Genomic DNA, 21,191 nt, shown 5'->3' on the forward strand with positions numbered 1-21,191 from the left:
CTCCATTCAACATTCACTAAACGCAATACCGGGGACTGCCAAATGGCACGGAGCAGTACAGCGTTTAGTTAACCGTTGGCGTGCATGCGAAACAAGAAATAGAACCACGAGAAAGATGCTAACTTTACATTCAAGCAAAGAATAAATGGAAAGATTATCAACGAAGAAATATCAGAAGGATATATCAAATGCGATCCAGCACTTTTGGAACACACGTGAAGCTCAGTTAAAGGGACAAAAAAGATCTGACCAAGGATCAAGAGGTTCAGTTACTGGTGGAAAACAACTTGATGGATTTATACAGATATTGGTTAAAGTATCAAAAGATTTAGGTGTTCCTGAAGAGTGCCTTTATATCAAAGGGAATAACCTACCCGGGTTCTTCAGACCTACCAAGGACTGGGACTTCTTGATTATCACACCTAATAAACAGCTGATTGCAGTTGTGGAGCTTAAATCTCAATTTGGTTCATTTGGCAATAATTTCAACAACAGAACAGAAGAGGCATTAGGAAGTGCTGTTGATTTATGGACTGCATTTCGAGAAAATGGGTTTCCACAAAAGCAACAACCTTGGGTAGGATATGTATTTCTAGTGGAACAAACTTCCAAGTCTACCAGCCCAGTTCGATTACAAGAGCCACATTTTAAAGTGAGACCTGAGTTTGAAAACACAAGCTATTTAGATAGATATGCCCTCTTTTGCCAAAAGCTTATGCAGGAGCGTCACTACTCCTCAACAGCAATGATATGGACTGATAGAAATATGAAGTTTGGATACCCGGATGATGATATATCCTTTGACACATTCTTGCTATCTTTCATGGGATTTATTCAAGGTAAGCTAAAAGAATTTGAAAAATGATTTACGGAATCAGATCAAATGGAAATAAGCACGGCCTAGTTTTAACAAAACCAATTGTCGTAGAGACAATGTTGGATAGGGTTCTATATACGAAAAATCATGATCTTAGAAACATTAGGGTCATCGAACCTTCTGCTGGTGATGGTGCTTTTGCTATTAAAATTATTGAACGGCTTTATCATTCATCTTTAAAATTCGACTTTTGTTTTCAAAAAGCCCTTTCAAATCTATTTTTCTTCGAATTAGATAATGAAATAGGTGTTCTTTTGAAGGAAAGAATCGAATCCGCACTGAATAAATATGCTAGTGTTATTCCCGATAACTTAATACGCATTGAAGATTTCCTCTTGTCCAAGTCAGATAAGTGTGATTTAATAATAGGCAATCCACCATACGTTAGACATGAAAATATTCCAGAGGAAAAAAAGGAATTATATAGAAGAAAATTTCCCACTTTCAAGCATAGGAGTGACCTTTACATTGGATTTTATGACAAAGGGCTTAGGTTGTTAAAAGAAAACGGTGCACTTTCATTCATTTGCTCTAATCGTTGGTTAAAAAATCAATACGGTGAAAGTCTCAGGAGCTTGATCCAACTAAACTACTCTCTAGAGGAAATTATTGACTTGGAGGAAACATGCCCTTTTGAAGAGGAGGTAATAGCTTACCCCGCAATTACAACAATCCGGAATTCTAAGACAAATACCAAAGCTAATTATTACTTAATTGATGATCTAGCCAAATTGCGGGATATAAATAAAGACTCTGAGATTACGAGGACTTTAGATATTGCTAACTCAAAAAATTGGTTCTCTTATGTATGGAGTGGTGAAGTTCACGAAAAGTTCCTGACCACAATTGAAAGCCAGGGATTTAACATAGGAATTGGTGTTGCCACTGGATTAGATAAAGTATTCATAAGAAATGATTTTAAGTCATTAGTTGAGGAAGAACTTCTGTTACCTATTTTAACCTCAAAAGATTTAAAAAATAACAAACTTAATTGGTCTGGAAATTACATTTTAAACCCTTTTGATTGTACAGGGAAACTTATTGACTTAACAAAACATCCCATGGCAAAAGAATATCTTGAATCTCATAGAGAGGTGCTAGAAAGACGTCATGTGGCTAAAAAGAATCCACAGCATTGGTATAAAACGATTGATCGAATTAAGCCTTCATTGACAAGTCAGTACAAAATTATTCTACCTGATATTTCAGGAAACAATCACATTTTTATAGATAAGGGCAATTTCTATCCACATCATAACTTGTACTACATTACAGGTAGAGATAAAAACAAACTTGTAATTCTAGCATCTATTTTAACATCCAAATTCATTAGAAACCAACTTTTAGAGCTAGGAACAACAATGAATGGTGGATACCCACGATGGCAAAGTCAGAACTTGAAGAAGCTCCGAATACCTATGATAGATGCCATGCCGAAAGAAACTTCTGATGCACTCATCAAAGCATATCATGATAAGGATTATCGGACTATAAATAAGTTAGTTGCTGAGGACGAGATTGGAAACTATAGTTTTCAAGTTGGTCAAACAACACTATTCGAACCAAAAGGAGTGGAATATGGTCAAAAATAAAAAAGCACGACACGCCAACATTGTATAAGCGTAATGCGGGCTGAACAGCAAAATTGAACTTATTTGCTCCTAAGAGACTATAGGGTGGTCAGATAATTATTCGCCCCAAAACCCGCACAACGCTTATACTTGACCGTTATGCTACACTTTAGAAAAACCACCTAAGCATTTTTCTCTTTTAAATAACTTCCATGTTCCATTATTCGTTAACTTTACAGCATGGAGAAAAAAAGAACACTGATTTTCTTTAAGGATTATTTTAATGACTTTTTTGACAAGCTTCCTGAAAAGGTGAAAGGCAAGATTGATGAAGTGCTTTATATGATTATGGTTCTTGAGAGAATTCCGGCAAAGTTTTTCTCACATATGACCGCTAATGATGGACTCTATGAAATCAGGATAGAATATAGCAGCAATATCTACAGGATATTTTGCTGTTTTGATGAAGGTAATTTGGTACTGTTGTTCAATGGCTTCCAGAAGAAGTCTCAAAAGACCCCTCAGAAGGAAATTGACAAAGCATTGAAAATCAAAGCCGAGTATTTTGAAGAAAAGAATAAACAAAAGAAAAATGGAAAAAATTAGCTCAGTTACAACATTTGAACAACACCTTGAAAAAAGGTACGGTCATGCTGGAGAAGAAAAAAGAATGGCTTTTGAAGCGAAAGCCAAAGCTTTTGCTATTGGTGAACTTATCAAAGAAGAGCGAAGACTTTCAAAAATGACTCAAGAACAACTCGCTACTAAAACAGGGACTAAAAAAAGCTTTATCTCGAGGATTGAGAATGGAAAAAGTGATATTCAACTTTCAACCCTTTATCGAATATTAGAATTAGGATTAGGTAAAAAAGTCTCATTCACGATAGAATAAAAGCGAAACACAAGATCACCTTGGATACACCGTGCGATTCATAGTAAATTGAAAGTTTAGTATCTTTAAGAAGTTAGGAGTATGCTTGAGGGATTCGACTCAATCTCAGCCTAGAAGAATATGGGTTGCGACTAGCAGTAGATTTCATTTCCACCTTTCTATCCTCACAAAATTGTAATTGATTCATATATGGTGTAATTTTACACCAAAAAAATAAAGCTATGGCAAGACAAAGTATATCTTTTTCGAAACCAAATGATGAATGGTTAAAATCCCAAATTGAAAACGAGGAATATTCAAGCAAAAGTGAACTTGTCAATGATTTGGTCAGACAGGCGAGAAAACAGCAGGCCACTATTGACTGGCTTAGGGCAAAGCTAGAAAAATCCGAAATGGATGGATTTACTACCGATTCCAAAGAGATGATTTTAAAAGAGTCAAAGAGCAAACTCAGTGGCTGATTATAGACTAAGTAATGCAGCCAAAGAGGACTTGATTCGCATTCATCATTATGGAGCTGGAAGGTTTGGTGTTATCCAGGCTGACAAATACTTCAACGCATTTTTTGATTATTTTGAAATGATTGCCGAAATACCCTATTCATTCGAATCTGTAGATTATATAAGAAAAGGTTATAGAAGATGTCCCTGTGGCTCTGATACCATATACTTTAGAATCACAGACAATGTCGTTGAGATTATGGCAATAGTTGGAATGCAGGATTTGAATAATCTACTCTAATTCATAATCACGATGGAAAAAGATATAGAAACTTTTTATCCCAAAAGCCGGCAGGAGTGGAGGGATTGGCTACAGGAACACCATGATAAAAAGCAATCCATTTGGATTATTTACTACAAAAAGAAATCAAATGCTCCGACTGTCGCCTACTCGGATGCAGTGGATGAAGCGCTTTGTTTTGGTTGGATTGACAGCAAGCAAATGCCTATTGACGCTGAGAAATTCATGCAGTTTTTTAGCAGACGGAAACCCAACTCTGTCTGGTCAAGGATCAACAAAGAAAAAATTGATCGGTTGATTTCCCAAGGACTGATGACCGAAGCCGGTTACCGGACCATTGAAATAGCAAAGCAAAATGGTTCTTGGACGATTTTGGATGGTGCCGAAGCCTTGCTTATTCCTGAGGATCTGGAGTCGGAATTCCAGAAAGTGCCTCAAGCCAAAGATTACTTTTTAGGATTAAGCAGGTCAGACAAACGCAATATCCTGCAATGGCTTGCCTTGGCCAAAAGGCCGGAAACCCGGCAAAACCGCATCACCGAGATAGTGGAACTTGCTGCCCAAAAACTTAAACCCAAGCAATTTCGCGGACCGAAAAAAGAGGGTTAGTGGAATATGGACTTTTTTGAGGTAAAAACTGAAGTATTGGATATTCGCTTCATTGCCAGTTACCCAATAATCTACTTCAGTCGGGACGGAAGACCGAAGTCGGAAGACCGATGTTCCGGACACCTCAGTCTCCAACATTTAATTACTTTGAATTAACGCTTTCACTGGCATCATTCCGAACATGCATGAAACAGAGATTTCAGATTCCTTGAAATTATATCTAATTGCATATAATTTCAATAAAATCTTATAAATTATATCTTATTGCATATAATTTGATAAAATTATCTATTTTTGTATGCAAATACATATAGAAATGAACTCAATTTCCGAATTTGTCAAAAGTAGACGAAAACTTTCCAAGCTTACGCAGGAGGAATTGGCTATGAAATCCGGTGTTGCCTTGACTGTCATCAGAAAGATCGAGCAAGGAAAAGACAATCTTAGCATGTCCAAAGTAAATCAGGTCTTGCAGATGTTTGGTCATGTATTGGGTCCTGTTAATGAGAAATTACCATGAGACAGGCCTTAATCAAATACAATAATATTCAGGCTGGAGTACTTAGGGAATTGGATACGGGAGAATATGAGTTTGTATATGACGAACGATATATTCAAAGCCATCCTGATAGGTTCATCACCTTCAAAATGCCTGTGAGTACCAGACCTTATCAAAGCAAGAGGTTATTTCCTTTTTTCGATGGTTTGATTCCGGAAGGATGGCTATTGAGCATTGCGACAGAAAGTTGGAAAATCAATAAAAACGACCGTATGGGTTTGCTTTTGGCATGTTGTCAAAATACAGTTGGAGCTGTGAGTGTTCACCCTATGCCTGAAAATCAAGATGTCGAAGTGTTTTTATTGCTACAGGGAATTGGAGGCAAATGATATCGGGGATTATCATCCTAAATGTATCAAAGCTTTTTACGGAACAAAATCTGCACCGGCCTTGCCTTATAGTTTTGAGGAAATAGAACAATTGGCAAAGGATGCGGTGGAATTGTCAGTGACGGTTCCCGGAGTACAACCTAAACTATCTCTTGGGTGGGTAAAAAACACGTTGGCAAATGGTTTCCTTGGCCGCTTGACCATCATGGATGCCCTCGAGGGATCCTATATTTTGAAACCACAAAATATCCAATATGAACAGATGCCTGAAAATGAACATTTGTCCATGAAATTGGCAGAACTTTTCAAAATCGATGTTGTTCCATCCAATATGATTCGGTTAGCTTCTGGTGAATTGTGCTACATCACCAAACGCATCGACCGAAAAGAGGACACCAAAATCCATATGATTGACTTTTTGCAAATCATGGAGTTGGAGGACAAGTATATGGGAACCATGGAGAATCTTGGCAAAACAATTGGAGAATTATCTGCTAATACTTTGATGGATAAACTCCGCTTTTTTGAACTGACGGTTTTCAACTTTGTCATTGGAAATAATGACATGCATTTAAAAAATTTTTCGATGCTTTTCACAGATATAGGATGGGTGTTGTCACCGGCTTATGATCTTTTCAATGTAAAAATCATCCTTCCAAAAGGTCACGAAGATATCGCCTTGCTCATGGGAGGGAAAAAAAGAAATTTCAATAAAGGGTATTTCGACCGTTTTGGGGCAGGTCTTAATTTGAATGAAAAACAAATCCAAGCTGTATATAAAAGATTGGGAAATTGGTTTCCAGGAGCACTCCAACTTATTGAGAATTCCTTTTTGACAGACAGTAATAAAACAAAATACAAAGTACTGGTTGAGGAGAGGGTAAATTTGATAAGTCATTGATCCAATTAGGACTCCTGATTTTACACTCGATCCCGGGATTTTTGAAAAATATTGACCCCTGATAAGCAGAAGAATTCCAAAAAAGACCTGAAACCCGGCAAAACCGCATCACCGAGATAGTGGGACTTGCTGCCCAAAACCTTAAACCCAAGCAATTTCGCGGACCGAAAAAAGAAAGCTAACTCGTCTTGATGGCGATAAGACTATTCAGAAAAAGGCAACTCAAAGTTTTTTACCTGCTTTTTCATAGCCGGCACTTCACATTTCCAGCACTTCCAAAAAGTATTTTTTAAGCTCTTTTTCTTCTTCGATATCAACTTTACCGTCTTCCATCACTCTTGACAACAAAGCATACATTTCTTTGAATGGGGACAAGCCGAGCACCGTGTTATTTTCCTCCAGCCACTTTTTGAGGACAGTGACTTCATACTTATTGATCTCCGCATCGGCTAATATTCCATAACAGATTCCCTGAAGAAAATGAATTTTGGCTTCTTTACTTTCAGAGACGCTAAGCTCAGATTCATACTTTTTGAGAATAGATTTCAGTTCCATGATTTCTTCAGCTGTCATCATCCCACCATCCAAAATCGCTTTGACTTCAGTAAAGAATTCTTTGAAAGGAGATTCTTCGCAAAGGCCCTGATGGGCTTGGCACCAAAGTTTCATTTCGGTGAATTCGCCTCTGGTGATTCTCCCGTCGCTGCTGATACCATGAATGATTCCTTTGAGGTGATTGAATGGTTTTTGGGTTTTCATATTCCGGTTTTTAAAAGTTACTCTTCTAAAGTAAGGATTGTTGTCTTTAGGTGTATATCAAGTGTAGGGAATTTTAACGGAATTGTAGAGAAGATATCTTGATTGCTATGGTTTTACAAGGATGAAAGAAAAAAATGCAGTGGATTTTGATCTTTGCAGAAAGTATCATGGAGTCTCTCTCAGAAATAAACTCCAGAAATATGGGATTTTGATTTCGGGAGTTTTGTGAAAAGAGAATGGTGTATGGAGGAAATTAGAAGTTTAAATTCTCAATTCGCGAATCGCGAATTGAGAATTTTTTTCTAGATTTGCTAAAAATCAGGTAATTATGAAAAAGCACAGTGGTATGAGGCCGCATGATATCGTCATCCTGCTCAAAATTGCTGCCAAAGGAAACAGCCCTTGGCTAATGAAAGATTTGTCAATAGAATTGGGTATCAGCGCAAGTGAAATTACTGAAAGTTTAAACCGATCAGCAATTGCGGGGTTGATTGCACGGGACAAAAAGCGTTTGATGAAAATGGCCATTCTCGATTTTTTGGAGCATGGGCTTCGGTATGTCTATCCCCAACAACCTGGAGCAAGGGTAAGAGGACTCCCCACTGCCCATTCAGCTCCACCTTTAAATGAAGAAATAGTTAGCGAAAACCCTTATGTTTGGCCTTATGAGGAAGGAATGGTCAGGGGTGAATCCATCGAGCCACTTCATCCAAAAGTACCGGAAGCATGCATGAGAGACCCTAAGTTCTATGAACTTCTAGCGTTGTGCGATGCACTGAGGGTGGGTAGAGCGCGGGAGAAAAACATGGCCATGATGGAATTGAGAAAAAGAATATGCTGAAAAATACACGTATCAACAGAGAGGCTACCAAAAAAATTGCTTTGGCTCTGGGCGAATTAAATGATCAGGTGGTTTTTGTAGGTGGTGCGGTGGTCAGTTTGTATATCGATGATCCTTCAGCGGATGATGTCAGACCCACAAAGGACATTGATATCACAATGGAAATTGACAACTTGTCTCAATTGGAGTCAATGCGTGAGTCAATCACCAATAAAGGATTTTACCAGTCTAGTGAAGATTCTGTAATTTGCAGGTTTAGATATGACGATGTAAAAGTAGATTTGATGTCCACCAAAGAGGTAGGTTGGGCTCCTGCCAGTCCCTGGTTTGCGCCAGGTTTTAAGAATTTGGTCACTTTTGATATAGACGGATTTCAAATCAAATGTTTGTCTTTGCCCTATTATTTGGCCTCTAAGTTTAACGCATTTTATGATCGGGGTATAAAAGATCCAAGAACCAGCCAGGATTTTGAGGATATTGTTTATTTACTTCAATACACCACAACAGTGAAGCGAGAAATCCTTGAATCGGAAGAAGACGTAAAAAAATACCTAGTTGATTGCTTCAAGGATATTCTTGAAGATCCTGTAAAGCAAGAAGCTATATTGGGGAATTTATATTTTGAAAATCAAGACTTTCATTTCCAAAAAATCCTAAAAACATTAAAAGATACCATTATTGAGATTTAACGAACTCAATAGCGTAGAACATCGCATTATCTTTACGTCCTTATTCTTTCCCAATCAAGTCCTTTTCGATCTGTTCCAAAGTTTTGCCTTTGGTCTCGGGCAAAACAAGATAAATCACCACAAATCCAAAAGCGCAGATGGCGCCGTACAGCCAAAAGTTATTGGCCCAACCCAGGTTTTCTTTGATCGTGGGAAAGGTGTAAGTCAGTGAAAAATTCCCGACCCAATGCGCCAAAGCCGCGATGGAAATCGCTGCCCCACGGATCCTTGTAGGAAATATCTCGGACAAAACCACCCAAAGCAAAGGTGCCAGGGTGAAGGAATAAAACATCACATTTGCCAGTACCAGAAATACAATCGCCAAACCGCCTTGCCCGACAAAAAAGGAATAACCGATAAAAAGATAGATGATGGCCATGGCGGATGTTCCAATCAGAAGTAGTTTTTTTCTCCCAAATCGGTCCACGGTAACAATGGTGATGAACACCGAAAGCACCATTACCCCACCGATCACGACGATATTGAGCATCATCTGCTTGAGGTTATAGCCAGCCGCCTGAAAGATATCCGCGGCGTAATAAATTACCACATTCAATCCGCTCCATTGTTGGAGAAAGGAAAGGAATATCCCGATTCCCAATAGCCGGATGATTCTTTTGTTGAGAAGTTCTTTGAAATTCACTTTGGCAAGGCTCTCCTCATCGACCGTGGATTTGATTTCGGTGATGGCAAGGTCTGCATAAAAGGTTCCTCCGATTTTTTCCAGAATCTTCCTTGCTTTGGTCTCGTGGTTGTTTTTGACAAGCCATCTTGCGCTTTCGGGAACAAAAAACATCAATCCAAAAAACAACAATGCGGGAATGGCTTCCACTCCGAACATCCACCTCCAGCCATATTGTCCGCTCCAGCTTGCTGCCAGCGTCGCAAAATCCGGATTGTCGGGAAGAGAATTATCTAAAAGTGAAATCTGCCAGTTGACAACCTGCGCCAATAACACACCAACCATCACCAAAAGCTGCATCAAGGTGACAAACATGCCCCGCTTCTCCGGTGGTGCCACTTCTGCGATGTAAAGCGGTGACAGGTTGAGAGCGATACCCATAGCCACACCCCCAAGGATTCGGTAGAAGTTGAACCACCAAAATGTATCCGCAAGGGCAGTTCCCACTGCCGAAACGGAAAAGAGAAAACCCGAAAAAATCAGGAGTTTTTTTCTTCCTAACTTATCACTCAATACAATACATAGAATGGCGCCTGCCATACAGCCTATGAGCGCGGAACTTGTCCCCCAACCTTGATCAGCAGGAGAAGTGATGTTGAAGTAAGGTTCATAAAAAGGTTTGGCTCCTCCGATCACTACCCAATCATAGCCAAAAAGAAAACCGCCCAAGGCGGCTGTCATGCTGATAAGCCAAATGTAAGTTTGGTTGTAGCTGATTTTTTGGTCCATGGTGGTTTGGGTTTGGGAATTCCAATTTAAGACGCTGAGGTGAATTTGCAACAAGGGTTAGAAATAAAAAGCTGAAAAATAACGGTGAGACAGGCATTTATTTGCCAAAAATCCATATCAGGCAAACAAATCAGGAAGTAAACATGAAAAGTTGGCTTTATTTTTTTGAATGATTTCAATTATCAATAAATTGTTTGGAATTATGGGCGGAAACCGAAAAGCCAAAAGAGTAGGTGAAAAAAATTTGATTGATTATTGACATGAAAAGATTTCTTTTTGGGATTTTGTTTTTGGGTCTTGTTTCGATGCAATTGGAGGTCAATGCGCAGGGAATAGGAGTAAGGGCCGGTTATCAGACTGCAAGTACTACCAACAACGGGAATCAGGTTGCGGGTAGTTTGGGAAATTTTTACTTAGGGGGGTACAAAAATATCAAGCTTGGAGTAGGTGATTTGCTCAGATTGAATACCGGATTGGAATACATGCAAAATGGGCACAGAACCAATGATGCCAATTTTAGAAGTATCAATTACCTCAGCATTCCTGTTGGGCTTAGAGCAAAACTTGGACCTCTATATGCCCAAGGCGGCATCAATGCCAATTTTAAAATAGGGGAAAGATATGAAGTCAATAGTCAGAGTGCCTTGAATGATTCCAACCGAACCGGCGCTTTTGATTTGCCTGTTCATATCGGGATAGGATTCAGGCTGTTTATCATTGATATAGAAGCAAGGTACCACCAAGGCTTTATGGATGTCAACAACGGAAACAAAAATTCTTACCTGCAGATAGGAGCCTCTTTTGGGTTTTAAGCAACATCAGGTGTTTTGATTTTCCGTGAATAGAGGAGGATAAAATCTTCCTTTTTTATTTCCGTCCCCAAAACAGTCAGGGTTATGATATTGTGTTTTAAATCGACATATTTGTTGAGTTGATATACTTGGAATTTTGTTTTATTTACAATGAATGCTTGTAAAAAATCCTTTTGATGACCATTCCTTCGCTTATGAAAAAAGTAGTGATGTTGATATTTTTTGGGGTGGCGGTATTGAAAGCAGGCTTTACTTTTTCTCAGGGAGATACCCAACTTTGGTTAACATATAACAATCAAACTCGAATTTCTGAAAAATGGGGCTATACTTTCGATGTCAATTATAGGACCTATGGATTTTTCCCTTTTTTTTCAACCTTGGCTGCAGGCAGGGTAGGTGGCAGTTATCTTGTGAATGAAAGAATGAGAGTCACCGGGGGGTATGCCTGGTTTGGGACTTATGTTTCTGACTTTGATATCAAATGGCTACCCGAGCACCGCCTATGGCAGCAGGCACAGTGGATGATTCCAAAATCCAAGTTTCAATTGGTACACAGGTTTAGATTGGAGCAGAGGTACAGGCAGGAATTGCTCAAATATCCTTCATCTAAGTATAGTTATGCTTATGCAACTAGAGCAAGGTATATGATCCAATTCCAGGGTCTGTTACTTCCTCCCAAAACTCCGGACGGGTTTCAACTCAGTTGGCAGGCTGCCAATGAAATCATGTTTCAGTCGGGGGATGTTATAAGTAATCAACTATTCAATCAAAACAGGACTTTGGCAGGTCTGGTGATTTCTCCAAACAGAAAATTTGACCTGGCGATATTGTACCAATTGATCATGCAATACCAGCCTGTGTTGGCTAGAGGGGAGGATATCCAATCCATCAGGTTGACGGCTTTCCATGTTTTGGATTATAGGAGAAAGAGATTATAGGTATAGAATTCCTGTAATTGTTATTAAATTTATAAATTGAATCTGGATTTTAAGTGAATCAATCGAGGAAAACCTTAGGATAGTTTTCACCATCCAAATTTCAAAAACATGAATAAATTATTATTCCTCCTTTTCTTCATCCAATTTCCCAACATTTCAATTTTAGTTGCTCAAAATCTCAAAGTGACTGAGAAAACCAAAAGTGAACTTATGGCTCTGATAGACTCCTATTCGGAAGCGAGGGACAAAAATGACACGGTTTTACTCAAATCAATTCTGACAGCAGACGTTGACCAATTGGTTTCCTCTGGAGAATGGAGAGAGGGCATCTCTGAGGCTGTGGAAGGCATGCAAAAGAGTTCCTATACCAATGTCGGGGCCAGGACCTTGACAGTAGAAAAGTGCCGATTACTTATGCCGGAAGTGGGAATAATAGATGCCAGGTATCAGATTGAAAGTGGGGATGGTTCTATCCGAAAAATGTGGAGCACCTTTTTCGTGGTCAGGGAAAAAGGTAAATGGAAAATCTCCGCTATCAGAAATATGCTTCCTTCCTCTCAATAAATGTTTTGAAAATTTCTAAATTCCCAGATGACTAGATTCTGCAAGATTGTACTGAGAGGCGCCTTTTTTGCTTTGGTTTTTCAATTTTTTGGGTTCGTAGCTTTTTCCCAAAGTGACAGCACAGCTGTGGATAGGGAAGGAATGCGAAAGGGTATCCAAGGTTTCCCAGTTTTGGGAATCATGAATGATACCATATTCTATGTGTACATCAAGATGGGAACTTCCAATCCTAGTGAAAGGGCTAAGCTTATAACTGAAAAAATCAGGAGGTTATATGATGATCCAAATTTCAGTGCCGATTCCCTGACCATTGTCGAATCTGAATACACCGTGGACCTTGTGTATCGTGACATCATCGTGACAAGTGTATCGCCTCCTGATGCAGCCATTTATGACCTTGGTCTCTATGAAATAGCCGAGGAAGCCAAGAGACGAATTTCCCAATCAGTCAAAAATGCGATTGAAGAAAACAAATTGAGCAAAATACTTTTTAGGATATTGTATACCTGTATCATGTTTTTGATTGCCTTTCTCCTCTATTGGCTTATCAATAAAGGTTATACGGCTGTTTTAAAGTATCTGAGAAAGAACCGGGATATACTACTCAAAAACCTGACCTATAAGGATTATACTTTTTTGACTGCAGAACAGGAATTGAGGGTAATACTTATTTTCTTGAAAGGGCTGCGCCTGTTTTTATTAGTGGTTCTCGGGTATGTAGTCTTATCCATAGGGTTCAGTATTTTTCCTCTTACCAGGGGCTGGGCCGCCACTTTGTTGGGCCTGGTTTGGTCCCCTTTCAGAGCGATTTTCATGGCAATTTGGGATTACCTGCCCAACCTTGTTACCATCTTGGTGATTTCTATCGTGATGCGTTTTTTTATTCGTTTTGTCAGGTACATTTTCTTGGAGATTGAAGCAGAAAAACTGAAACTTTCTGGATTCCATGCTGATTGGGCTATGCCTACATATGGTATAGCCAGGGTGCTTTTATATGCCTTTATGGTAGTGCTTGTCTTTCCATATCTTCCGGGTTCTGAGTCAAATATATTTAGAGGGGTGTCTGTTTTTATCGGGATCTTATTTTCTCTAGGTTCTTCCTCTGCCATAGCCAATATGGTAGCAGGATTGGTGATTACTTACATGCGTCCCTTCAAAATAGGAGACAAAATTAAAATCGCTGATACTACCGGGGTCGTTTTGGAAAAGACCCTATTGGTGACACGGATTCGTACCATCAAAAACGAGGAAATAACCATCCCCAATTCCTCAGTTCTTGGAGGAAATACTACCAATTACACCACCTTGGCTAAAACAGAAGGGCTGATTATCAATACCACTGTGACTATCGGCTATGATGTTCCGTGGAGAGAAACACACGCAGCCTTGATAGAGGCTGCTTTGAGGACAGATTTGGTATTGAAAGAGCCATATCCTTTTGTTTTCCAGACCAGCTTGGATGATTTTTATGTATCCTATCAGCTCAATGCTTACACCCGAGAGTCAATAGGAATGGCAGGAGTTTACTCAGAACTTCACCAAAATATTCAGGATGTGTTTTTCGAAAAAGGAATTGAAATCATGTCCCCTCATTATAGGGCTGCAAGGGATGGAAATACGTCCACGATTCCGTCCAAATACCTTCCCTTAGATTACCAGGCACCTCCCTTTAATATGAAGATAGACCAAAAAAATAAAATTTAATTTGATCAGGGTTTAAGCTACGCATTAGAAAAATGTCAGATACTTTAAAAATTGTACGTACCAACTCCCAAAATCTGGATTTCATCAGTCTTGTAAGGCAATTGGATGACTACCTAGCGGTCACCGATGGTGATGATCATGCTTTTTATGACCAATTCAATAAAATTCATAACATCAAAAACGTGGTGGTGTTGTACGAAAATCATTTACCGGTTGGTTGTGGTGCCATCAAGCAATTTTCCGAAGGGATTATGGAAGTCAAGCGGATGTTTGTCTCCGAATCCCACAGAGGAAAAGGCTTTGCAGGAAAAATCATAGCCCAACTTGAAACTTGGGCTGCAGAATTGGGTTATTCCAAATGTGTCCTGGAAACAGGAAAAAGGCAAATGGAAGCGGTAGCTTTCTATAAAAAATGTGGCTATACCATCATCCCTAACTATGGTCAATATATCGGAATGGACAATAGCCTCTGTTTTGAAAAAAAAATCTAAACAAAACATCCCGAAAATCCAGGCATCAATGAATCAGGAATTTGACTATATCATCGCAGGGGCAGGTGCGGCAGGACTGAGTCTGGCGCTTTATATTTTGGAAGAACCCGCGCTCAAAGACAAGCAGGTCTTGATTCTAGATAAACATGTCAAAAACAGCAATGACCGAACATGGTGTTTTTGGCAAAAGGAGTCCAGTCCCTTTGACCAAATTCTGCATGCAAGTTGGGATGAGCTTTATTTTCATTCTCCTGTTTTTTCCAAGGTTATGGAGATCCAACCCTATCGCTACAAAATGCTCCGAAGTAAGGATTTTTATGAATTCTGTTTGGGTAAAATACAAGAGTCAAAAAACTTCTGTTTTGTTCAGGATGACATCAAGGAAATAATGGCCGATGGCACTGTCATCTGTCAGGGACAAAAATTTAAAGGAAAGTATATTTTCAACAGTGCCTTTGTATCTATTCCCAAGACTGCAGGAAAATACCATCTGCTGCAGCATTTCACAGGTTGGTTTATCAAAAGTACCAAGCCCATATTTGATCCCCAACGGCCGGTTTTGATGGATTTTCGTATTGACCAAAAGGGGGATTGCAGGTTTATGTATGTATTGCCAAAAAACGCATACCAAGCCTTGGTAGAGTATACCATCTTTTCAGAAAGTCTTCTCGAGGAGGCGGAATATAGGACCGCTCTAGAAACATACTGCCGGGAGGTTTTGAAATTGGACTCCTATGAAATTGAAGAAACGGAGTACGGCGTCATCCCGATGACCAACGAACCGATTCCCAAAATCCAAAGCGGATATGTCATCAATATCGGTACCGCAGGAGGCCATACCAAAGCCTCAACAGGCTACACTTTTGCTTTTATCCAAAAGAAATGTAGGAAGATTGCTGCCAACTTGAGGGATGATAAGCATCCTTTGGATGGATTAGACAGCAAATTTGACAAGTACCTGCTTTATGACTCCATCTTTCTCAGGGTCTTGTCTGAAAAAAAATTTCCGGCATGGCGGGTATTCAGCGAACTTTTCGAAAAACTTCCTCCAAAAACAGTATTTGATTTTCTGGATGAAAACACCAACCTATTGACTGACATCAGGGTCATGAACTCCACCCATATCCCCACCTTTCTCAAAGCCGCATTAAAAGAGGTTTTCTGATTTATTTAAATGATGGAATTACAGAAATCATGTTTTTTAATTCCGATAATCACAAAACCCTTTTCAAATGATTGACAGTAATTCATATTTAAACTTTTTAAAAAATATCCTAATGAAATCATCTCATTTCCACATGTCGACAAATAAATTTCTTACCGCAGTTTTGTTTTTTTCTTTTGTCATCGTCGGATTTGATTCTTATGGACAGGAGATGAGTTTTGAGGAATACAATCCCCCTTCGACATTGGTGGTACCTGAAAACCCTATCAAAAGAGCCAAATTCCCTTTTATTGACATCCATAGTCATCAGTGGAATGTCTCCCAGGAAAGGGTCAATATTTTGGTCAAGGAAATGAATGAACTCAATATGGGCGTCATGGTCAACCTCAGCGGACGCGGTAGGGGAGCAGCTGGAGACATCGATGGACAGGAATACATGTACTCGATGATCAGGAGATTTAATGGGGTTGCGCCGGGAAGGTTTATAGTATTTACTAATTTATCATTCAGGGAATTTGGTGCTCCTGGTTGGAGTGAAAGAGCTGTAGCGGATTTGGAGAATGACGTTAAAAACGGAGCCAATGGATTGAAAATTTATAAAAGCCTTGGTCTTTCTACCAGAGATATCAATGGAGTCCGTGTGCCGATAGACCATCCTGACTTGGATCCGGTATGGAAAAAATGCGGCGAACTCGGAATTCCTGTCATTATCCATGCTGCAGACCCTGAGGCTTTTTGGCAGCCTTTGGATGCCAACAACGAAAGATGGTTAGAATTGAAACTAAATCCGGGAAGGAAGCGAAGCGATACGGACCCTGCACCTTTTGATCAGATTATCGCCGAGCAGCATCATGTATTTAAGAAGCATCCAAAAACCACTTTCATCAATGCCCATATGGGGTGGATGGCCAATAACCTAGACAAAGCAAGTGCGCATCTAGACATGTACCCCAATGTTTATTTCGGGATTGGGGCTGTGATTGCTGAGTTTGGAAGGCAGCCGAAGCGTGCCAACAAGTTTTTTAATGAATATCAGGACAGAATCCTTTTTGCTAAAGATGCTTATAACAAGGAGGAATTCTATACCTACTTCCGGGTTTTGGAAACCGAGGACGAATATTTTCCCTATTACAAAAAGTACCACGCTTTTTGGAGCATGTATGGATTAGGGCTATCGGATGGAGTCCTGAAAAAAGTTTACTACAAAAACGCCATCAAAATCATCCCAAATATTGACAAAAGCGGCTTTCCGGATTGAGTTAATTGAATGATGATTTTCACATGCCGTAAAATATCTACTTAATGATAGGCTTGAAGTTTAAATTAAGCAACTGTCGACTATGGACTATGGTCTATGGACTTACTAAATCCCCTCAAACAACTCAAAACTCTCTAGGTATTCAGGGATAATCGGATGCCAATCCAATTCTTCTTTGAGCCGAACTGCCAATCCTTCGGCAGCTTCCTTTTCCCCATGGATTAGGAACACTTTCTTGGGTCTAGTTGTAAATCCTTCCGCCCATTCTACCAACTCGTCTTGGTCAGCATGGGCAGAAAGTCCTTCTATGTAGAATACTTTTGCCTTTACTTTAACATCAATACCATACATTCTAACAGTATCTTCTCCGTCGAGAATTCTCCTGCCCCGTGTTCCTTCGGCTTGGTAGCCTACAAAGATGATGCTGTCCTGTTCATTGGGAAGTCTATGATAAAGGTGATGAAGAATTCTGCCTCCTGTAGCCATGCCACTTGCAGAGATGATGATGGCGTCTCCGCGCAGGTTATTGAGTGACATGGAGGATTCTTGGCTTTGGTAATAGTGAAGGTTTTTATGCAAAAAAGGATTGCATCCTTCCTCCTCCAAAACCGGCCGTATCCGGTGATAGGATGAGAAATCCTTGTACATCTTGGTGACGTCAATGGCCATCGGACTATCGACATAGATAGGGATATCAGGAATTTTTCCTTTTTGTAGGAGCAGGTGGAGGTAGTACAGGATCATTTGGGTCCTTCCCACCGCAAAGGCAGGAATGACGGCTACCCCACCATTTCGGAATGTTTCCCGGATCGCCCTTCCAAGTTCCTCTTCAGGTTTGGGATTGGACTGCTTTCTATTGCCGTAGGTAGATTCCATTAAGAGTATGTCTGCAAAGGGAACCCTTACCGGAGGATTGAAAATGGGGTCATGGTACCTGCCCAAGTCTCCGGAAAAGACAATTTTCTTTTCTTGGGTTACCCCTTTTACTTTGATTTTGAGGATGGCGGCACCTAGGATATGGCCGGCATTGAAATAGGTGAATGAGATCTGATCGTTTATTCGTTCCTCGCGCTCCATATAGACGGGCTGCAGCAGCGGGAATACCTTTTCAGCATCTTCTCTGTTGTAAAGCGGCTGTGGCTTTTCATGTTTGGAATATCCCTTCTTCTGCGCATAAGCGGCCTCTTCTTCCTGCAACTTTGCCGAATCCAACAATAGTATTTTGGTGAGTTCCATGGTAGGGAAGGTACAATAGATAGGACCTTCAAAACCCTCTTTGACCAGTTTGGGCAAATACCCCGTATGGTCAATGTGGGCATGGGTAAGGATTACCATGTTGATTTGGGAAGGATCCATGGGGAATTTATCCCAATTCCGAAGTCTGTATTCTTTCATGCCCTGAAAAAGGCCACAGTCCACAAGGATTTTGAGATGGTCGATTTCGAGTAAATACCTGGAGCCTGTGACGGTCTTGGCCCCGCCTAAAAATTTGAGTTTGACTTGCATCTTCTTTTGGGTTTGTTGATTTATAAAAATACGATTTTAATTGTAGCATGAAAGTGATTATTGTCAGCTAGGCCCAGAAAAAAGGGGTGTTTTATCAAATAAGGTTTTGTTACTGTTCCACCCATGTTTTCTGCAAAGTCAAATAGACTTAAAAAAATAGCGGGATACTTGTTGGTATCCCGCCAGTGCTTGTTGGTTCTGTCTTTTATTTTACTATCACTTCATAAAATAAGCCTCTTCAAACTTTACCCTTGACAGGCTATCAGCAGAAGTGGTTTTGCCGGCATCATTACAGGTGAGGCAGAGAAGGCCGTTTTCATTGAATACCCAATGGTTGCGGGAGTTGATGTCCCTTGTTTTGTAGCCATTGCGGTGGATAGTGTTCTGGATAATCGGAATGATCGACTTGTCCATCACAAAGGCTCTGTCATAGGGAATCTCTAGGTTAAGTCTGAGGTTTTGTACCCTGAATTTATCCAATTCATTTAGGTTGATGGATCTTTGAAAGGTAACCGTGGAGTCCGCGATGGTGTAGATGTATTTGATAGACTGTGCATTTTTCAAGGCATCAGCTTTGTTTTTTCCCCTGGCTTCAAAGTGCTGTAGCAGGATAGGTTCTGAGGCATCCGTACCATCAAGCTGAAGTTTGATCTGGTCAAAGATTCCATCTGCACTGTCATTTTCAACTGATTTGAGAACAATCGTTCCCGGAGCAAAAGTTAAGGGTTGCTCAACCGTATGAGTGGCTTCGGACTTGAAAGTGGCTACCACTCTTGGTATCTGGAAGGCACAAAATCCTATGCTCAACAACCAAATCCCCAAGGCAACCAAGCCAAATTTTGCATCGATAATACTTTTCTTGATGAGGACAGAAATTCCAAGTAGGACGATAATGATACCGGGGACTAGCAATACTACACTTGCTGATATTGCCAGCCATACTGGTACGATTTCGGTAATCCATTCCATAGGAATGCTTTCTCTGAGTCCTAGGTAGACATCATTTCCCGGGGCAATTCCGAAATAAACGCCTAACAATGCCAAAGGTGCTATGGTGATAGCCATTCCAATTATGAAAATTACCAATCCAAAGAAGACCCTGATAACAGCTAGCAGGAATGAACCCAAAGGCCCCAATGCTTCTCCTAGGGCATTGATTATTTTGCCAAGAAATCTGAACGGTGCCAATAAAATTTTTCTGGCTTGGCTTTCTTCTCTCGGCATGATCGGATTCTGGTTTTCCCTGATGGTAGTTTCGATATTGTCCAAAGTAATGGCCCCACCTTTCATTTCAATTCGCTCTGTGATTGATTTGGCCACCGGTGTGATGATCCACAGGATGATGTAGATGACGAATCCCGATCCACCGGCAAATATCAACCCGATAAACAGCAGTCTCATCCAGATCACTTCGATACCAAAGTATGCTGCAAGGCCACTTGCCACACCTCCTAGGGTTTTATCGTCAGGATTTCGGTAAAGTTTCTTGATGTTTTTATCCTCAGGCTCGTCATAAGATACCGGCAGTATTACCCACAATACGATATAGGCAATGATGGCAAAAAAGCCAAACGAAAGGCTGAAGTTGAAGTTCCAAGGAAGAAAATCCCAACCTGGGCTTCCGAGTTTCAAGTTGCCGCTGAAGATCAAAAGAATAGCTACCAACCTGGTCCACAGGGGATCTATGGAAAGGTAATTTGCCATGCCGGCGCATACACCACCTAGGATTTTGCGGTTTTCCAGTCGGGTCAGTTTCTTGTAACCTTTGGTGTTTTCGTTTGGAGTGATATGTTTGTAATAATCATATTCCTCTTGGGTTTCTTCTTTTTTGTCTGTAGAGGCATCATCCAATTCCTCTTCTATGGCTTTGAAATCAGCAATCGTCCCCATTTTTTCAATGAGGCTGTTGACATTGTCAGCAGTGATAACCTGCTTGTTGTTTTTTAGGTTGCTTAGGAAGATTTCAGCAATTCGGTTTTCGATATCGGAAATGATTTCCTGGTTGTCCGCATAATGGGAAAAATGCCTGTTGATGGATTCAAGGTATTTTTTTAATGTGGCATAACCATCCTCTTCTATGTGAAACAGGATCCCACTGATGTTGATGCTTATTGTCTTTTTCATGGCTTATTTCTTTGAGGTGATTAATTGGGTAGAATTGACCAGGGAATTCCAAGTTTCATTCAGTGTTTCCAAAAACCGTGATCCTTCTTCGGTAATGGAATAGTACTTTCTTGGGGGACCTGATTCGGACTCGACCCATTTGTAAGACACCAAGGAGGCATTTTTTAGTCTGTTTAGCAGAGGGTACAAAGTGCCCTCCACCACAATCATCTTGGCATCGGTGAGTTCCTCGATCATATCAGAGGCATACACTTCTCCTCTTGCGATGATATGCAAAATGCAGAACTCCAGAAGTCCTTTCCGCATTTGTATCTGGGTGTTTGAAGCGTTCATTTTTTCTAAGTGGTTTGGTTACCAAAGGGCTTTTTTTAAAGCTCGGATATGCCCCTTTTCTCTTCATCAATTAGAAAA

The 21,191-nt window shown here is 40.2% G+C and carries 24 protein-coding genes; 19 read left to right on the forward strand and 5 right to left on the reverse strand.

Annotated elements, in window-relative coordinates; all coding sequences use genetic code 11:
• Positions 1 to 145: 145 nt before the first annotated feature.
• From MMU07_RS07600 to MMU07_RS07645, 10 genes are all read left to right on the forward strand, one after another.
• Positions 146 to 865, forward strand: coding sequence for a PaeR7I family type II restriction endonuclease (locus MMU07_RS07600; RefSeq protein ID WP_241125259.1), 720 nt, complete (start codon positions 146 to 148; stop codon positions 863 to 865).
• Positions 862 to 2,469: an Eco57I restriction-modification methylase domain-containing protein gene (locus MMU07_RS07605; RefSeq protein ID WP_241125260.1), complete on the forward strand. Its 1,608-nt coding sequence runs from the start codon at positions 862 to 864 to the stop codon at positions 2,467 to 2,469. Before MMU07_RS07600 ends, MMU07_RS07605 begins: the two co-directional genes overlap by 4 nt.
• Positions 2,470 to 2,688: 219 nt before the next feature.
• Positions 2,689 to 3,054 carry a type II toxin-antitoxin system RelE/ParE family toxin gene (locus MMU07_RS07610; protein ID WP_241125261.1) on the forward strand — a complete coding sequence of 122 codons (366 nt, stop codon included), beginning with the start codon at positions 2,689 to 2,691 and terminating at the stop codon, positions 3,052 to 3,054.
• Positions 3,041 to 3,340, forward strand: a complete 300-nt coding sequence (locus MMU07_RS07615; protein WP_241125262.1) for a helix-turn-helix domain-containing protein — start codon at positions 3,041 to 3,043, stop codon at positions 3,338 to 3,340. Before MMU07_RS07610 ends, MMU07_RS07615 begins: the two co-directional genes overlap by 14 nt.
• A gap of 221 nt (positions 3,341 to 3,561) precedes the next feature.
• Positions 3,562 to 3,801, forward strand: a complete 240-nt coding sequence (locus MMU07_RS07620) for a ribbon-helix-helix domain-containing protein (protein ID WP_241125263.1) — start codon at positions 3,562 to 3,564, stop codon at positions 3,799 to 3,801.
• A complete protein-coding gene (locus MMU07_RS07625; RefSeq protein WP_241125264.1) occupies positions 3,794 to 4,081 on the forward strand; it encodes a type II toxin-antitoxin system RelE/ParE family toxin in 288 nt (95 codons plus the stop codon). The genes MMU07_RS07620 and MMU07_RS07625 overlap by 8 nt, the downstream gene beginning before the upstream one ends.
• 12 nt (positions 4,082 to 4,093) lie before the next feature.
• A complete protein-coding gene (locus MMU07_RS07630; RefSeq protein WP_241125265.1) occupies positions 4,094 to 4,690 on the forward strand; it encodes a YdeI/OmpD-associated family protein in 597 nt (198 codons plus the stop codon).
• 316 nt (positions 4,691 to 5,006) lie between these two features.
• Positions 5,007 to 5,210, forward strand: coding sequence for a helix-turn-helix domain-containing protein (locus tag MMU07_RS07635; RefSeq protein ID WP_241125266.1), 204 nt, complete (start codon positions 5,007 to 5,009; stop codon positions 5,208 to 5,210).
• A complete protein-coding gene (locus MMU07_RS07640) occupies positions 5,207 to 5,578 on the forward strand; it encodes a HipA N-terminal domain-containing protein (RefSeq protein WP_241125267.1) in 372 nt (123 codons plus the stop codon). Before MMU07_RS07635 ends, MMU07_RS07640 begins: the two co-directional genes overlap by 4 nt.
• Complete coding sequence (locus MMU07_RS07645; protein ID WP_241125268.1) at positions 5,535 to 6,479, forward strand: HipA domain-containing protein; 945 nt, start codon at positions 5,535 to 5,537, stop codon at positions 6,477 to 6,479. Before MMU07_RS07640 ends, MMU07_RS07645 begins: the two co-directional genes overlap by 44 nt.
• A gap of 258 nt (positions 6,480 to 6,737) precedes the next feature.
• On the opposite strand, the gene MMU07_RS07650 is transcribed toward MMU07_RS07645, so the two are convergent.
• Positions 6,738 to 7,238, reverse strand: a complete 501-nt coding sequence (locus tag MMU07_RS07650) for a hypothetical protein (protein ID WP_241125269.1) — start codon at positions 7,236 to 7,238, stop codon at positions 6,738 to 6,740.
• 328 nt (positions 7,239 to 7,566) lie between these two features.
• Here MMU07_RS07650 and MMU07_RS07655 point away from each other — a divergent pair, with 328 nt between their 5' ends.
• Together MMU07_RS07655 and MMU07_RS07660 are read left to right on the forward strand one after the other, a co-directional pair.
• Entirely contained in the window at positions 7,567 to 8,079 is a 513-nt protein-coding gene (locus MMU07_RS07655) for a hypothetical protein (protein WP_241125270.1), read from the forward strand.
• Entirely contained in the window at positions 8,073 to 8,768 is a 696-nt protein-coding gene (locus MMU07_RS07660) for a nucleotidyl transferase AbiEii/AbiGii toxin family protein (protein WP_241125271.1), read from the forward strand. The genes MMU07_RS07655 and MMU07_RS07660 overlap by 7 nt, the downstream gene beginning before the upstream one ends.
• Positions 8,769 to 8,808: 40 nt before the next feature.
• Here the strand turns inward: MMU07_RS07660 and MMU07_RS07665 are convergent, their stop codons facing one another.
• Entirely contained in the window at positions 8,809 to 10,218 is a 1,410-nt protein-coding gene (locus MMU07_RS07665) for a sugar porter family MFS transporter (RefSeq protein WP_241125272.1), read from the reverse strand.
• Between the two features lie 260 nt (positions 10,219 to 10,478).
• Between MMU07_RS07665 and MMU07_RS07670 the strand changes: the two genes are divergently transcribed.
• From MMU07_RS07670 to MMU07_RS07700, 7 genes are all read left to right on the forward strand, one after another.
• A complete protein-coding gene (locus MMU07_RS07670) occupies positions 10,479 to 11,030 on the forward strand; it encodes a PorT family protein (protein ID WP_241125273.1) in 552 nt (183 codons plus the stop codon).
• 194 nt (positions 11,031 to 11,224) lie between these two features.
• On the forward strand, positions 11,225 to 11,968 hold the full coding sequence (locus tag MMU07_RS07675; protein ID WP_241125274.1) for a DUF2490 domain-containing protein: 744 nt from the start codon (positions 11,225 to 11,227) through the stop codon (positions 11,966 to 11,968).
• A gap of 108 nt (positions 11,969 to 12,076) precedes the next feature.
• The gene (locus tag MMU07_RS07680) at positions 12,077 to 12,532 is read left to right on the forward strand and encodes a DUF4440 domain-containing protein (RefSeq protein ID WP_241125275.1); all 456 of its coding nucleotides are present in this window, start codon (positions 12,077 to 12,079) and stop codon (positions 12,530 to 12,532) included.
• A 27-nt stretch (positions 12,533 to 12,559) separates the two neighbouring features.
• Positions 12,560 to 14,236 (forward strand): mechanosensitive ion channel family protein, encoded by a 1,677-nt coding sequence (locus MMU07_RS07685; protein ID WP_241125276.1) that lies wholly within the window; start codon positions 12,560 to 12,562, stop codon positions 14,234 to 14,236.
• A gap of 32 nt (positions 14,237 to 14,268) precedes the next feature.
• Positions 14,269 to 14,727, forward strand: coding sequence for a GNAT family N-acetyltransferase (locus MMU07_RS07690; RefSeq protein ID WP_241125277.1), 459 nt, complete (start codon positions 14,269 to 14,271; stop codon positions 14,725 to 14,727).
• A gap of 28 nt (positions 14,728 to 14,755) precedes the next feature.
• The gene (locus tag MMU07_RS07695) at positions 14,756 to 15,892 is read left to right on the forward strand and encodes a lycopene cyclase family protein (RefSeq protein WP_241125278.1); all 1,137 of its coding nucleotides are present in this window, start codon (positions 14,756 to 14,758) and stop codon (positions 15,890 to 15,892) included.
• 112 nt (positions 15,893 to 16,004) lie between these two features.
• On the forward strand, positions 16,005 to 17,150 hold the full coding sequence (locus tag MMU07_RS07700; protein WP_241125279.1) for an amidohydrolase family protein: 1,146 nt from the start codon (positions 16,005 to 16,007) through the stop codon (positions 17,148 to 17,150).
• A gap of 105 nt (positions 17,151 to 17,255) precedes the next feature.
• Here the strand turns inward: MMU07_RS07700 and MMU07_RS07705 are convergent, their stop codons facing one another.
• The 3 genes from MMU07_RS07705 to MMU07_RS07715 form a co-directional block, all read right to left on the reverse strand.
• Positions 17,256 to 18,656 (reverse strand): MBL fold metallo-hydrolase RNA specificity domain-containing protein, encoded by a 1,401-nt coding sequence (locus tag MMU07_RS07705; protein WP_241125280.1) that lies wholly within the window; start codon positions 18,654 to 18,656, stop codon positions 17,256 to 17,258.
• Between the two features lie 216 nt (positions 18,657 to 18,872).
• Positions 18,873 to 20,780, reverse strand: a complete 1,908-nt coding sequence (locus tag MMU07_RS07710) for a PspC domain-containing protein (protein WP_241125281.1) — start codon at positions 20,778 to 20,780, stop codon at positions 18,873 to 18,875.
• A 3-nt stretch (positions 20,781 to 20,783) separates the two neighbouring features.
• Positions 20,784 to 21,113 carry a PadR family transcriptional regulator gene (locus tag MMU07_RS07715; RefSeq protein ID WP_241125282.1) on the reverse strand — a complete coding sequence of 110 codons (330 nt, stop codon included), beginning with the start codon at positions 21,111 to 21,113 and terminating at the stop codon, positions 20,784 to 20,786.
• Positions 21,114 to 21,191: the final 78 nt, after the last annotated feature.

This window comes from Cognataquiflexum nitidum (assembly GCF_022538055.1).
GTDB lineage: Bacteria > Bacteroidota > Bacteroidia > Cytophagales > Cyclobacteriaceae > Cognataquiflexum > Cognataquiflexum nitidum.

Excerpts from the sequence above, each read along its gene's own strand:
- MMU07_RS07685 (WP_241125276.1), top strand. The coding sequence starts at position 12,560 with ATGACTAGATTCTGCAAGATTGTACTGAGAGGCGCCTTTTTTGCTTTG.
- MMU07_RS07695 (WP_241125278.1), top strand. The coding sequence starts at position 14,756 with ATGAATCAGGAATTTGACTATATCATCGCAGGGGCAGGTGCGGCAGGA.
- MMU07_RS07620 (WP_241125263.1), top strand. The coding sequence starts at position 3,562 with ATGGCAAGACAAAGTATATCTTTTTCGAAACCAAATGATGAATGGTTA.
- MMU07_RS07665 (WP_241125272.1), bottom strand. The coding sequence starts at position 10,218 with ATGGACCAAAAAATCAGCTACAACCAAACTTACATTTGGCTTATCAGC.
- MMU07_RS07615 (WP_241125262.1), top strand. The coding sequence starts at position 3,041 with ATGGAAAAAATTAGCTCAGTTACAACATTTGAACAACACCTTGAAAAA.
- MMU07_RS07705 (WP_241125280.1), bottom strand. The coding sequence starts at position 18,656 with ATGCAAGTCAAACTCAAATTTTTAGGCGGGGCCAAGACCGTCACAGGC.
- MMU07_RS07700 (WP_241125279.1), top strand. The coding sequence starts at position 16,005 with ATGAAATCATCTCATTTCCACATGTCGACAAATAAATTTCTTACCGCA.
- MMU07_RS07610 (WP_241125261.1), top strand. The coding sequence starts at position 2,689 with ATGGAGAAAAAAAGAACACTGATTTTCTTTAAGGATTATTTTAATGAC.
- MMU07_RS07605 (WP_241125260.1), top strand. The coding sequence starts at position 862 with ATGATTTACGGAATCAGATCAAATGGAAATAAGCACGGCCTAGTTTTA.
- MMU07_RS07680 (WP_241125275.1), top strand. The coding sequence starts at position 12,077 with ATGAATAAATTATTATTCCTCCTTTTCTTCATCCAATTTCCCAACATT.
- MMU07_RS07630 (WP_241125265.1), top strand. The coding sequence starts at position 4,094 with ATGGAAAAAGATATAGAAACTTTTTATCCCAAAAGCCGGCAGGAGTGG.
- MMU07_RS07690 (WP_241125277.1), top strand. The coding sequence starts at position 14,269 with ATGTCAGATACTTTAAAAATTGTACGTACCAACTCCCAAAATCTGGAT.
- MMU07_RS07600 (WP_241125259.1), top strand. The coding sequence starts at position 146 with ATGGAAAGATTATCAACGAAGAAATATCAGAAGGATATATCAAATGCG.
- MMU07_RS07645 (WP_241125268.1), top strand. The coding sequence starts at position 5,535 with ATGTCGAAGTGTTTTTATTGCTACAGGGAATTGGAGGCAAATGATATC.
- MMU07_RS07635 (WP_241125266.1), top strand. The coding sequence starts at position 5,007 with ATGAACTCAATTTCCGAATTTGTCAAAAGTAGACGAAAACTTTCCAAG.
- MMU07_RS07655 (WP_241125270.1), top strand. The coding sequence starts at position 7,567 with ATGAAAAAGCACAGTGGTATGAGGCCGCATGATATCGTCATCCTGCTC.
- MMU07_RS07670 (WP_241125273.1), top strand. The coding sequence starts at position 10,479 with ATGAAAAGATTTCTTTTTGGGATTTTGTTTTTGGGTCTTGTTTCGATG.
- MMU07_RS07640 (WP_241125267.1), top strand. The coding sequence starts at position 5,207 with ATGAGACAGGCCTTAATCAAATACAATAATATTCAGGCTGGAGTACTT.
- MMU07_RS07710 (WP_241125281.1), bottom strand. The coding sequence starts at position 20,780 with ATGAAAAAGACAATAAGCATCAACATCAGTGGGATCCTGTTTCACATA.
- MMU07_RS07660 (WP_241125271.1), top strand. The coding sequence starts at position 8,073 with ATGCTGAAAAATACACGTATCAACAGAGAGGCTACCAAAAAAATTGCT.
- MMU07_RS07675 (WP_241125274.1), top strand. The coding sequence starts at position 11,225 with ATGAAAAAAGTAGTGATGTTGATATTTTTTGGGGTGGCGGTATTGAAA.
- MMU07_RS07715 (WP_241125282.1), bottom strand. The coding sequence starts at position 21,113 with ATGAACGCTTCAAACACCCAGATACAAATGCGGAAAGGACTTCTGGAG.
- MMU07_RS07650 (WP_241125269.1), bottom strand. The coding sequence starts at position 7,238 with ATGAAAACCCAAAAACCATTCAATCACCTCAAAGGAATCATTCATGGT.